9 protein-coding genes are annotated in these 12,332 nt (G+C 54.0%); all 9 read left to right on the top strand.

Translation table 11 applies throughout. The annotated features are described in order from the left end of the window. Window positions 1–148 precede the first annotated feature (148 nt). Entirely contained in the window at window positions 149–1,189 is a 1,041-nt protein-coding gene (purM, locus tag C162_RS08025) for a phosphoribosylformylglycinamidine cyclo-ligase (protein ID WP_036693291.1), read from the top strand. After that, window positions 1,189–1,803 (top strand): phosphoribosylglycinamide formyltransferase, encoded by a 615-nt coding sequence (gene purN / locus C162_RS08020; protein WP_036693288.1) that lies wholly within the window; start codon window positions 1,189–1,191, stop codon window positions 1,801–1,803. Before purM ends, purN begins: the two co-directional genes overlap by 1 nt. Before the next feature lie 579 nt (window positions 1,804–2,382). Beyond that, window positions 2,383–3,930 carry a bifunctional phosphoribosylaminoimidazolecarboxamide formyltransferase/IMP cyclohydrolase gene (purH, locus tag C162_RS08015; protein ID WP_036693286.1) on the top strand — a complete coding sequence of 516 codons (1,548 nt, stop codon included), beginning with the start codon at window positions 2,383–2,385 and terminating at the stop codon, window positions 3,928–3,930. 23 nt (window positions 3,931–3,953) lie between these two features. Continuing rightward, entirely contained in the window at window positions 3,954–5,219 is a 1,266-nt protein-coding gene (purD, locus tag C162_RS08010) for a phosphoribosylamine--glycine ligase (RefSeq protein WP_036693283.1), read from the top strand. Between the two features lie 306 nt (window positions 5,220–5,525). Continuing rightward, the gene (locus C162_RS08005; protein WP_036693282.1) at window positions 5,526–6,848 is read left to right on the top strand and encodes an SEC-C metal-binding domain-containing protein; all 1,323 of its coding nucleotides are present in this window, start codon (window positions 5,526–5,528) and stop codon (window positions 6,846–6,848) included. A gap of 277 nt (window positions 6,849–7,125) precedes the next feature. Continuing rightward, a complete protein-coding gene (locus C162_RS08000; RefSeq protein ID WP_036693279.1) occupies window positions 7,126–7,968 on the top strand; it encodes an NmrA family NAD(P)-binding protein in 843 nt (280 codons plus the stop codon). Continuing rightward, window positions 7,969–8,505 carry a PadR family transcriptional regulator gene (locus tag C162_RS07995; RefSeq protein ID WP_083677984.1) on the top strand — a complete coding sequence of 179 codons (537 nt, stop codon included), beginning with the start codon at window positions 7,969–7,971 and terminating at the stop codon, window positions 8,503–8,505. 283 nt (window positions 8,506–8,788) lie between these two features. Next, window positions 8,789–10,831 (top strand): methyl-accepting chemotaxis protein, encoded by a 2,043-nt coding sequence (locus tag C162_RS34225; protein WP_051493308.1) that lies wholly within the window; start codon window positions 8,789–8,791, stop codon window positions 10,829–10,831. A gap of 198 nt (window positions 10,832–11,029) precedes the next feature. Continuing rightward, window positions 11,030–12,292 (top strand): threonine ammonia-lyase IlvA, encoded by a 1,263-nt coding sequence (gene ilvA / locus C162_RS07985; RefSeq protein ID WP_036693275.1) that lies wholly within the window; start codon window positions 11,030–11,032, stop codon window positions 12,290–12,292. The last annotated feature ends 40 nt before the right edge of the window (window positions 12,293–12,332 follow it).

The following is a 12,332-nucleotide window of genomic DNA, read 5'->3' as shown; positions in this document are numbered from 1 at the left end:
AAATAGCGGTATCAATCAGGAAATCGGGCCATAACAGCGGCCGGAAGTCCAAATATTCTTTGTAATGACGACTATAACGACCCTATCATTTCAAATCCCTGCCGCCCCGAACCCGCGCTCTAAACTAATCTAAATGAGGTGTCCAAACGTGTCAGAAGCGTACAAGAAAGCCGGAGTGGATATTGCGGCTGGCAATGAAGCAGTAGAACGCATGAAAAAGCATGTGAAGCGCACATACCGTCCGGAAGTGATGACGGAGCTGGGCGGCTTCGGCGCCCTGTTCGGCCTGAATAAGGACAAGTACGAAGAGCCAGTTCTCGTGTCGGGAACAGATGGTGTGGGCACGAAGCTGAAAATCGCGTTCGCGGCTGACCGCCACGACACGATTGGCATCGATGCTGTCGCCATGTGCGTGAATGACATCGTGGTACAGGGTGCTGAGCCGCTGTTCTTCCTCGATTATCTGGCCTGCGATAAGGTCGTGCCGGAGAAGATCGAAGCCATCGTAGCCGGGATCGCGGAAGGCTGTCATCAGGCGGGCTGCGCCCTGATCGGCGGCGAGACCGCCGAGATGCCGGGTATGTATGCAGCTGGCGAATATGATATCGCCGGATTCACCGTAGGTGTGGCCGATAAGGCGAAGCTGGTAACCGGATCAGATATTGCTCCAGGAGACACAGTTATCGGGCTGGCTTCGAGCGGGATTCACAGCAATGGCTTCTCGCTGGTGCGCAAGCTTTTGCTGGAGGAAGACGGTTACGGCTTAGATGAGGTTGTGCCGGAGCTGGGAGCGCCGCTGGTGGACGTTCTGCTGGCCCCAACCCGGATCTACGTGAAGCCGCTACTCGCTCTGCTGGAACAGCTTCCGGTCAAGGGCATGGCCCATATTACCGGCGGCGGGTTCATCGAGAACATTCCGCGCGTATTACCGGAGCATGTGAATGTAGAGATCAACTACGGCTCCTGGCCGATCCAGCCTGTCTTCAGCTTGATGCAGAGTAAGGGGCAGGTCAGCAACCGCGACATGTTCACAACGTTCAATATGGGCGTGGGGCTGGTGCTGGTAGTGGCGGAAGCGGACGGAGAGCGTGCGCTGGAACTGCTTAAGGCCAGCGGGGAAGAGGCTTACCGGATCGGCACGGTTACTGAAGGAGAGCGCATTGTTACCTTCACGGGAGCTGAAGTCTGATGGAGTGGAGCCGAATCGCTGTCTTTGCCTCCGGAACGGGCAGCAATTTCGCTGCACTGGTCCAGGCACAGCGGGAGGGCAGGCTGGGCGGAGGCAGCATAGAGCTGCTGGTCTCGGATAAACCGGAAGCGCCTGTAGCACAGCGGGCAGAGGAGGCAGGAATTCCTGCTCTGCTGTTGCGGCCGAAGGACTTCGCGGGCCGGGAGCAGTACGAGGCCGCGATTGTGGCTGAATTGCAGCGCCGGAACATCGGACTGGTGGTGCTGGCCGGTTATATGCGGCTAATCTCCCCTGTTCTGCTCACACCGTATGCCGGACGGATCATCAACATTCATCCTTCGCTGCTGCCGGCTTTTGCCGGGAAGGACGCGATCGGGCAGGCGCTGGAGTATGGCGTGAAGCTGACAGGCGTGACCGTGCATTTTGTCGATGGAGGCATGGATACCGGACCGGTGATTGCCCAGCGCAGCGTGGAGGTCCAGTCTGGAGATACCGCTGAATCGCTGGCTGCACGTATCCATCAGGTGGAATACGCGCTGTATCCTGAGGTAGTGAGTGCTTTTGCCGCCGGAAAAGTAGAATTGAACGGAAGAATGGCGACCATTGGCGATTAATAGAAGTAGCTGTATATTTCTCGGGAAATACTGCTGAGGCGTCAGAAATTGACGGAAGCTCTGGCGGCATGGCCGGAAATTGCGAAAATACAGGTTTGCTGGCATAAGGACAGAAGCACAAATATCAGGACAGAAACACCAGGGAATTCTAAATTAATAGTTTGTTCTACAGGATTCGTTGCTGTAATCATCCGGAGTTCATCCGGCAAACATTCATAGGCACGGGGATCATTTGATTTAAAGGTTCAGTATTCCCAACTCAATAAGCTAAGCTGCTGGAACAGGTGGATTTTCTCCATCTAATCTGGCTGATATATGCGGTGAACGGAGCATAAGTGGAAAAAGTACAGCTAATCCGGCCCCAATCGAATGATTGACCTTATCTGGCGTCATTTAGGTGTGTATTTTCCAACTACTGCCCCGCTACGTGCTTCCCCGCCGGAATTAGATGACAAAAATCCAACTAAATCAGCTGCGCCAATGAGTGGGTACAAGCCGTCTTCAAGAGCAGCCGATTCATCAAGTAACTCTTACAACACCCTAATAATCTAGCGAGAATCCAGAGGAGGACTATTCAAAGTGAGTATCAAGAGAGCGCTGGTCAGCGTATCGGACAAACAGGGCATCGTGGATTTTTGCCGCGAGTTGTCTGCATTAGGCGTAGAAATTATCTCCACAGGCGGCACCAGCACACTTCTCGCGAAGGAAGGCGTTCCGGTCATTGGCATCTCTGATGTTACCGGCTTCCCTGAGATCATGGACGGACGCGTCAAAACCTTACATCCAGCCGTACACAGCGGCCTGCTGGCCGTTCGTGACAACGAAGAGCATACCCGTCAGATGAATGAGCTTGGCCTTGATTACATCGACCTCGTCGTGGTGAATTTGTATCCGTTCGCGGAGACGATTGCCAAGCCGGATGTGTCTTATGAAGAGGCTATCGAGAATATCGATATCGGCGGACCGACGATGCTGCGTTCTGCGGCGAAGAACCATGCGTTTGTTAGTGTGGTGGTCGATGCGGCTGACTATGCGAATGTGCTTGAAGAAGTACGCGCCGGTGGAGATACAACCCTTGCAACCCGCAAACGTCTTGCGGCCAAAGTCTTCCGCCATACGGCGGCTTACGACGCCCTGATTGCCGATTATCTGGCGAATGTCACCGGTGAACCGCTGCCGGAGCGCTATACGGTCACTTATGAGAAAATCCAGGATCTGCGCTACGGGGAGAACCCGCATCAGAAGGCTGCGTTCTACCGCAAGCCGCTGGCTGCGCAGGATACGCTGACGGCTGCTGAGCAGCTGCACGGCAAAGAGCTGTCCTACAACAATATCAATGACGCGAACGCGGCGCTCCAGATTGTCAAAGAGTTCGAAGAGCCTGCCGTTGTAGCCGTGAAGCATATGAATCCTTGCGGAGTCGGCGTGGGCACAAGTGTCTATGAAGCATATCAAAAAGCGTACAATGCGGACCCTACCTCCATCTTCGGCGGAATTGTGGCAGCCAACCGGATTATTGATGCGGACACGGCTAATCTGCTGAAGGATATTTTCCTCGAAATCGTCCTGGCCCCGGGCTTCACAGAAGAAGCGCTGGAGATCCTGACGAAGAAAAAGAATATCCGCCTGCTTAAACTGGGCAACCTCAGCACCGCTGCATCCCGCAAGAGCAGCTTTGTGGTTACCTCCGTTGAAGGTGGAATGGTGGTGCAGGAGAGCGATGTACACTCTGTGAATCCTGAGGAATTGCAAGTTGTAACTAACCGCAAGCCTACGGAAGAAGAGCTGAAGCAGCTGTTGTTCGGCTGGAAGGTCGTGAAGCATGTGAAGTCCAATGCCATTGTGCTTGCGGCTGACGATATGACAGTCGGTGTAGGTGCAGGACAGATGAACCGTGTCGGTGCGGCCAAGATTGCCATTGAACAAGCAGGCGAGAAAGCAAAGGGTGCTGTGCTGGCATCAGACGCCTTCTTCCCGATGGGCGATACCCTGGAAATGGCTGCGAAGGCGGGCATTACGGCAGTTATTCAGCCGGGAGGCTCGATCAAGGACGAGGAATCGGTTAAGGTTGCCAATGAATACGGCATTGCCATGGTCTTCACCGGCGTACGCCACTTCAAACACTAGCACGCTGGGAGGATCAGAGCCTTATGGATATTTTAGTAGTCGGCGGCGGCGGACGCGAGCATGCGATCATCTGGAGCTTGTCCCGCAGTCCCCGTGCCGGTAAAATCTACTGCGCCCCCGGCAATGCCGGGATTGCGCAGCTTGCGGAATGTGTGCCGATCGGCGTCTTCGAGTTCGATAAGCTGACCGCTTTTGCGAAGGAGAAGAAGGTGGGCCTGGTAGTCATCGGACCGGATGATCCGCTCGCTGCAGGCATTGTGGATGCCTTCGAAGCCCAGGATATTCCTGTATTCGGCCCGCGGAAGAATGCCGCAGAGATTGAGGGCAGCAAGACCTTCATGAAGGATCTGCTGCATAAATACAGCATTCCGACAGCCGCATATGAGAAATTCAGCGATTATGAGACAGCCCTGTCTTATCTGCGGAGCCAGGAGCTGCCGATTGTCATCAAGGCGGACGGCCTGGCCGCAGGCAAAGGGGTAACCGTGGCATATTCCCGGGAGGAGGCGGAGCAGGCCCTTCAGGAGATCATGGTCGACAAGGTCTTCGGGGAAGCAGGGGCGCAGGTAGTCATTGAGGAGTTCCTTGCCGGGCAGGAAATGTCGATTCTGGCGTTTGTGGATGGCGAAACGGTGCGGCCGATGGCTGCGGCTCAGGACCATAAGCCTGTATTCGACGGCGATAAAGGACCTAATACGGGAGGCATGGGGACGTATTCCCCGCTGCCGCATATCGATGAAGCGATCATCCGTGAAGCGGTGGAGACGATTATTGAGCCGACAGCCAGAGCGATGGTGGCTGAGGGGCGGCCCTTCAGCGGAGTGCTGTTCGCGGGACTAATGATCTCGCCGGACGGCAGACCGAAGACGATTGAGTTCAATGCCCGCTTCGGGGACCCGGAGACCCAGGTAGTTCTTCCCCGGCTGCGAAGCGATCTGCTGGAGATCTTCCTGGCTGTGACCGAAGGCAGACTCGCCGATATTCCGATTGAGTGGAGCATTGATGCGGCAGTCTGCGTGGTCCTGGCCTCGGAGGGGTATCCCGGGCCTTACCCGAAGGGAGTGCCGATCAGCGGGCTGGAAGACAGCAGCTCTGCGCTGGTCTTCCATGCCGGAACCGCACGCAGTGAAGACGGAGGCTGGGTGACCACCGGCGGCCGTGTGCTTGGGGTAGTAGGCCTGGGGGCAACCATTGCCGAAGCACGTACATCGGCCTATGCCAGTGCGGAGACTATTACGTTTGCGGGTAAACAGAACCGCAGTGATATCGCAATGAAGGCACTGGTCTGAGGAGAAAGTCCCAAAAAAAGGACTGACAAGTTGTAGGAGAAGTGCTATAATACAACTCGTACGGGGGAAAATGTGCGGATATATACAGATAAAGGGTCTTTCCTTTCTAAGGAAAGGCCTTTTTAAAATAGAGAAATTCATATGTTTCACGCTATACATTATCCTTCTATTCTCGCCGAAACGGTACCGTCCCTAAAAGGACAGCACAGCCGTTTCCACTTGCAATTCCATAACGAATGTTATAATAGTACAATAAAAGCGATGCTTATGCGGATGTACAGTTACTGATTTAAGGGGGAATTAGTTTTGAGTAAGGTAGGAAGAAACGACTTATGCCCGTGTGGAAGCGGGAACAAATATAAGAAATGCTGCATGGAGAAAGACAGAGCGGCAGCCCAGTCAATGCTGCGGCTGGTTACCGCAGGGGATGCAGCGGCGCAAGCGCCTGTAACCATACCCGGCGTAATCGTGCACGAGGAACAGCCGGCTACGGTAAGTGCTGCCCCTGCTGCGGGCAAGCTAACGCTGCCCAAGCTGAAGAAGATGGTGGCGAAGGAGCTGAACTGGGAGCATCCGGCCCATGAACAGCTGGCGCTGGAGCTGATCGAGCACATGAGAGAGCAGTATGACCGGGAGCTGATCCTGGAAGCGCTGCTGCTGTGGAACGGCTTCTCCCGCCAGACCAAGCCGGCCGTGAAGAAGACAGGCTCCTTCTGTGCGGCGATCGAATACCTGCTGTCCGAGGAATACGGCTTCATGCTGTCACAGGCAGAGCTGGCGGACAAATACGCGGTTACTACGGCCACGATCTCCCGCAAGGTTAAAGAGATCTATAACTATGTCGAGGAATACGGCATGACCGGGGAAGCGGATGAATTGACGGCGCTGAACGGAGCAGAAACTCCGCAGGAGAAGGCACAGACCCTTCTGGCCCAAGCCATGGAGGCAACCTCTGCGAAGCGCCGGGTCCAGCTGGCGGAGAAGGCGCTGGAGCTCTATCCGGACAGCCCGGAAGCCTACCTTATTCTCGCCGAGGAAACGGAGAATGAGGATGACGCGCGGGAGCTGCTGAAGGCGGGAATCGCCGCAGGCAGACGGGAGCTGGGCGAGTCTTATTTTACGAAGCATAAAGGGTTCTTCTGGGGGCTATATGAGACCCGTCCTTATATCCGTATCTGCCAGAGCTACGCGGAATCCTGCTGGTTCGGCGGTAAGGCGGAGGAAGCAACAGAGATGCTGGAGCATATTCTGGAGCTGAATGAGGATGATAATACCGGTGCCCGCTATCTGCTGACTGCTGTATATCTGTATAATAACCAGCTTGAAGAAGCAGAGCGGATCATTAAGAACTACGGTGAAGAGGATGCGGCAGCGGCTTTTGCCTATGACCGGATTGTACTGGAGTTCAAGAAGAACGGTATTACCTCGCAGCTCAAAATGCTCTACCGCATAGCCCGCGGAGTGAACAAGCATGTGCCGGATTACCTGCTGGGCGTGAAGCGGCTGCCGCATAATCTTCCGGATTTTGTCGGTATGGGTGATCCCAATGAAGCGATTGAATATGTAATTATGCACTCGCGCTTGTGGGCGAGCCTGCCGGATCTGCTTAAGTGGATGCTGAAGCAATAGACACTATAGATGAAATACCAGACACAGTCCTCCGGGGCTGTGTTTTTTTATGGAGATTAGGCGTGACCTCCTTGATTTCATCTCACACCGCCTATGTATGCCAAAAACGAACACATTGGGGAGTGGCGCAGGTGGATGGGCGAATGTAATCGAAAAACCGACCACATTGGCGTTGGGATTGGGCTACGTATAAATCCCCTTGCCAATATAGTCTAATTAGACTATATTATGATGTGTAGTCTAATTAGACTAAACTATCTGAAAAGAGGTCCTCCTAATGTTATTTATTACTGGAGCAACTGGAACGGTCGGAAATCGGGTTGTACATTCCCTCAAGTCTAAGGATGTCAATTTCAAAGCCCTCACCCGGACACCGGAGAAACTGATAAGCGATCAGAGCGATCAAATGACTATCGTCACTGGCGATATTAAGGATTGCAGTGCCTGGTCAGACAGTCTGCGAGGCGTGGAGACCTTATTCCTGATCCTGCTGGATGATGCCGAAGAAATTCTGCAGGCTGCCCGGGACAAGGGTGTACGGAACATCGTGTTCTTATCCTCAGCGTCGATCAACCGCTCGGATGCCGGTTACAATGAGAACGCTATGAAACATAAGAAGGTCGAGGAGCAGATTCAGGCGTATGGCTTTCGGTATGTGTATATCCGGGCCGAGGCCTTCATGCATAATACCGTTTACTGGAGGGACCTTTTTAGATACAATAAGGGGACGATCCGGCTACCGGCTCTGGAGGCAAAGCTGGCCAGTGTGCATGAAGCAGATATTGCCGAAGTGATCAGTGAGGTTGTAGCGGATTTTGACAGATTCTCCGGGCAGGTCTTGACGCTCACAGGAGCAAATATTCTTAGCCAGCGGAACATATTGACCGAAATCTCCAAGCAGCTTGGACAATCCATTCAACTGGAGGAGCAGACGATCGGGGACTTCCGTTCTTATATGAGCAAGTATATCGCTGAAGAGTACATTACTCTTAGAGTTCAGGACTGGGAGTATAGCCTGAAGCATAAGCTCGCCGTGACGGACACGGTGCTGACGATTCTTGGCCGGGAGCCTTATACGTTCAGAGAATGGATCGCGGAGCATCACGGTGATTTTCAATAAATACAGAAAGAGGAATTCACTATTATACCCTTACTTATACTGGGTCTGCTGAAGGATTGCGGACAATCCAGCGCTTATGAATTGCTAAGTGTCTTCAAAGAACGGGATTACCGTTACCTTGTTCATATGACGAAGGGATCGCTCTATTACAACCTGCAGAAGTTAGCAGGGGAAGGTTGGGTCCGGCTGGTGGAGGTCGTTAGCGTGAACAACTATCCCGAGCAATATATCTACGAGATCACACCGCAGGGTGACGAGCATTTCAAAGCACTGATGGCCAAATATTCGCTGCAGACGGACGATATTACGTTAGCCTTTTACATGACAACGCTGTTCGCCCACCAATATGATCCTGAACAATTCAAGGCGGCTGTAGCGGTGCAGATGGAGCAGACAAGGCGTAAGATTGCTGAGATTGACCATGTGCTGGATGCCAAGCAAGATAAGATCTACGATACGGCCAAATCGATGATGAATAATGTCAGAGCGCACCATGAATTGAACCTGAAATGGTTTCAGGAGCTGCTGGAACGGTAGGACGGTGTACTCCTCATACTCCCTTTTATTTGCTGATACAGCAGAGAAAGGGAGTATTTTTTGTGCGACAAACCTGACATGAACAAGTGGAAATGAGGAAGAATCAGGTGGTTAACAGGATAATCATGAGAAAATACCTGACATGGTCACAGTTTTTTCACAGCTTACGGTGAAACGGTAAAGGGATAAGGGGATTTTTTGCAGAAATAAGTCGAAAAGACAGAGAATAGCCGCAGGTAGAGCTTAAGGCCTGAGTCTATTGACATGGGGATGGGGGAGTTCTATGAAAGCATTAAGGAATATGGGGATTCGCGGCAAGCTGTTTTTGTCAGTGATTCTGTCTGTGGTGGTTATTTTCATGGCGGTGTCTGCAGTGATCTACAGCAATGCCAAGCAGCTTATCGTGGACGGGCTGAAGAGCTCACTGACCTATGAGAAAGGGGAGATCGGGGTGCAGGTCAATGACCTGCTGCAGCCTGCTGTGGATAGTGTGGCGCTGCTCAATGCCAACGCCTACCTCCGCGACTTCATTCTGAGGGTGAAGGATGCGCAGATGCTGAAGACTACGGACGGGTACGCGGAGCTGATCGAGACGCTGAACCTAATCAAGAACAACAATAAGAATCTGCTCAATGTATACATAGGTCTGGATGCGGTGAACAAGGTGATTACCCAGGATGAATTCGAGCCTCCGGCAGACTACGTGCTGAAGGAGCGAAGCTGGTATTCCGCTACGGCTGCGAACAAGCGTGTTACGATTACCAATCCTTATATTGATGCCGGGTCGGGCAAAATGGTCGTTAGTGTCAGCACCCCGCTGCTTGATGATTCGGGCAAGCTGATCGGTGTGGCGAGTGCAGATATTTCGATAGAGCAGATTACAGCGGCGCTGGGCGCTTTTAATTATAAGGGCAGCGGCTATGCCGTGCTGATTGATGAGACAGGGACGTTCATCTACCATCCTAATCCGGATAATATCCTGCTGAAGAAGATGGCTGACCTGGGTGGATCGTGGAAGACTGTTGGCGATAAAATGCTGCAATGGGGTTCTAATGTCATCCGGACGGACATTGACGGCGAACCCAGCTATGTATCCTATTCACCGGCTGTGGCTAACCAGTGGTCGGTCGCGCTGATCGTACCACAGAAGCATGCGGAGCTGGAGCTGAAGCGCTTCGCGCTGATTTTCTTCCTCTCTATTATGGCTTCGATTGCGGTGCTGTCTGTCCTGCTGTATCTGGTCTCAAGCAGCATCCTGAAGCAGATTCCGCTCCTCACGGCTGCGTTCGGGCAGGCGAAGGACGGAGACTTGTCGGTAAGGGCAAGGGTGACCGCGGGAGGCGAGATCGGGGTGCTGGCTGAGGGCTTCAACGATATGATCGCCTCGCAGCAGTCACTGATTCAGGAGATCTTGCACAGCTCGCAGAGTATCTCGGGAGCGGTGGGGAATACAGAGCAGAACGTATTCGTGCTGGACGGCAGCATCACCGATATCTCGGGGGTTACGGAGGAGCTGTCGGCAGGCTTGCAGCAGACCGCCGCCTCAATGGAGGAGATGAACGCCAGTACAACCCAGATCGAGGCGGCGATCCACGGGATTGCCCGCAAAGCCCAGGAGGGGGCGGAAGCCGCCGGAGAAATTAACGTACGGGCGGAGCGGCTGAAGGAGAGAGCCTGGGAATCCCGCACACAGGCGGATACCGTGTACGGACTTAGTGAAGAGAAGCTGCGCACAGCCATTGAACAGTCGGGATCAATCTCGCAGATCAGCGCGCTTACGGGCGCCATTCTGGAGATCGCCGCCCAGACCAACCTGTTATCGCTGAATGCTTCAATTGAGGCGGCCAGGGCCGGAGAAGCCGGCCGGGGGTTCGCTGTAGTGGCGGAGGAGATCCGTAAGCTCGCGGACAACTCGCGTGAGACGGTGACTGAGATTCAGGGAGTGACCGGGGCGGTAATCGAGGCGGTGTCCAATCTTGTGGAGGCTGCGGAGAGTATGCTGGGCTTCATGGACAGCCAGGTGAAGAAGGACTATGATGCCATGCAGGAGACCGGAGAGCGGTACAGTGAGGATGCCCGGTATATCGAGGAGCTGGTGACGGACTTCAGCGCCACTTCGGAAGAGCTGCTCGCTTCCATCCAGAGCATGCTCACTGCGATCAGCGAGACTGGCAGTGCGACGAATGAGGGGGCGGAAGGAGCGGGAGTCATCGCTGCCGGAGCGGAGCAGATCATCGGGCGGTCGGGCAGCATCGTAGCGGAGATGGAGGAGATCAAGCATAGCTCGGCGCAGCTGCTGAGTGCGGTGTCAAGGTTTAAGGTATAAAGGGTTCTGGTGAGAGGGAGGTCCGGCAGGTAGATGCCGGACCTCCCTCTTGCTTATCGGCGGGGGGGCTGCTGGTCACCATTCCACTCTCAGTGGATGTTATGGTGTGTGGAGAGGACAAGGGTTGAAAAAAAGTCCTTGGAAGAGTATGTTACAAGAAGCGAAACGATAAGAAAGAGACAGTGAGGCGGGAAAAACATGAGAGAAGGCGAAAACCGGATCGTAGGAATGGAAGATATTGTACGCGCACACCATGTGCTGCGGGAGGTTATCGTCCGTACGCCGCTCCAGCTGGATGCGGTATTGTCGGCCAAATACGGCTGTAATGTGTACTTGAAACGTGAGGATCTGCAGATTGTACGCTCCTTCAAAATCCGGGGGGCCTATAATATGATCCGCAGTCTGTCTGACGAAGACAGAGCCAAGGGCATCGTCTGCGCCAGTGCGGGAAATCATGCCCAGGGCGTGGCTTATTCCTGCAAGGCACTCGGCATCAAAGGCAAGATATTCATGCCGAGCACTACTCCTAATCAGAAGATTAAGCAGGTCCGGCGCTTCGGCGGCGAATTCGTTGAGGTGATTCTGAAGGGGGATACCTTCGATGATGCTTATGATGAAGCGCTGCAGGCTTGCATAGACTATAGCATGACCCTGATTCACCCGTTCGATGAGCCGCGTATTATTGCCGGCAACGGTACCATAGCCATGGAGGTAATGGAGAATCTGGACAAGCCTGCGGACTTCGTGTTCGTCACCATCGGCGGCGGCGGGCTGGCAGCCGGTGTAGCCACCTATATCAAAACGGTGAGTCCGGCAACTAAGGTGATCGGTGTGGAGCCTAGCGGCGCGGCTTCAATGAGTGAGGCCATGCAGAGCGGCGAGGTAATCACCCTGAAGGAGATCAACAAGTTCGTGGACGGCGCGGCGGTGAAGCGTGTCGGCGGCCTGACCTTCGATATCTGCTCGAAGCTTCTGGATGATGTGGTGAAGGTGCCGGAGGGGAAGGCGTGTACCACTATTCTGGAGCTGTATAACGAGAACGCCATTGTGGTGGAGCCTGCCGGTTCCCTCCCCATTGCTGCACTGGACATGTACCGTGATCAGATCCGCGGCAAAAGCGTGGTCTGCATCGTCAGCGGCGGCAACAACGATATCGACCGGATGCAGGAGATCAAGGAGCGTTCCCTGATCTATGAGGGCCTTAAGCATTACTTCATGGTCAACTTCCCGCAGCGCGCGGGTGCCCTGCGCGAGTTCCTGACCGAGGTGGTCGGTCCGGACGATGACATTACCCGGTTCGAGTACACGAAGAAGAATGAGAAGGAGAACGGCCCGGCCCTGGTCGGCATTGAGCTGATGTCTACCGATGCCTACGCCCCGCTGATTGAGCGGATGAAGCAGAAGGGCGTCGATTATGTGGAGATCAACAAGGATGTTAATCTGTTCAGTATGCTGATCTAATCTTATAGACAACAGCCCCGTCCGGCGTGATTGCGGACGG

It is taken from the genome of Paenibacillus sp. FSL R7-269 (genome assembly GCF_000517865.1).
In the GTDB taxonomy this organism is placed as follows: domain Bacteria; phylum Bacillota; class Bacilli; order Paenibacillales; family Paenibacillaceae; genus Paenibacillus_AQ.
This window is presented reverse-complemented; position numbering and strand designations above follow the sequence as displayed.

What these genes read in the sequence shown, in the direction of transcription:
- purN (WP_036693288.1), top strand. Translation starts at nt 1,189, where the DNA reads ATGGAGTGGAGCCGAATCGCTGTCTTTGCCTCCGGAACGGGCAGCAAT.
- purD (WP_036693283.1), top strand. Translation starts at nt 3,954, where the DNA reads ATGGATATTTTAGTAGTCGGCGGCGGCGGACGCGAGCATGCGATCATC.
- C162_RS08000 (WP_036693279.1), top strand. Translation starts at nt 7,126, where the DNA reads ATGTTATTTATTACTGGAGCAACTGGAACGGTCGGAAATCGGGTTGTA.
- C162_RS34225 (WP_051493308.1), top strand. Translation starts at nt 8,789, where the DNA reads ATGAAAGCATTAAGGAATATGGGGATTCGCGGCAAGCTGTTTTTGTCA.
- ilvA (WP_036693275.1), top strand. Translation starts at nt 11,030, where the DNA reads ATGAGAGAAGGCGAAAACCGGATCGTAGGAATGGAAGATATTGTACGC.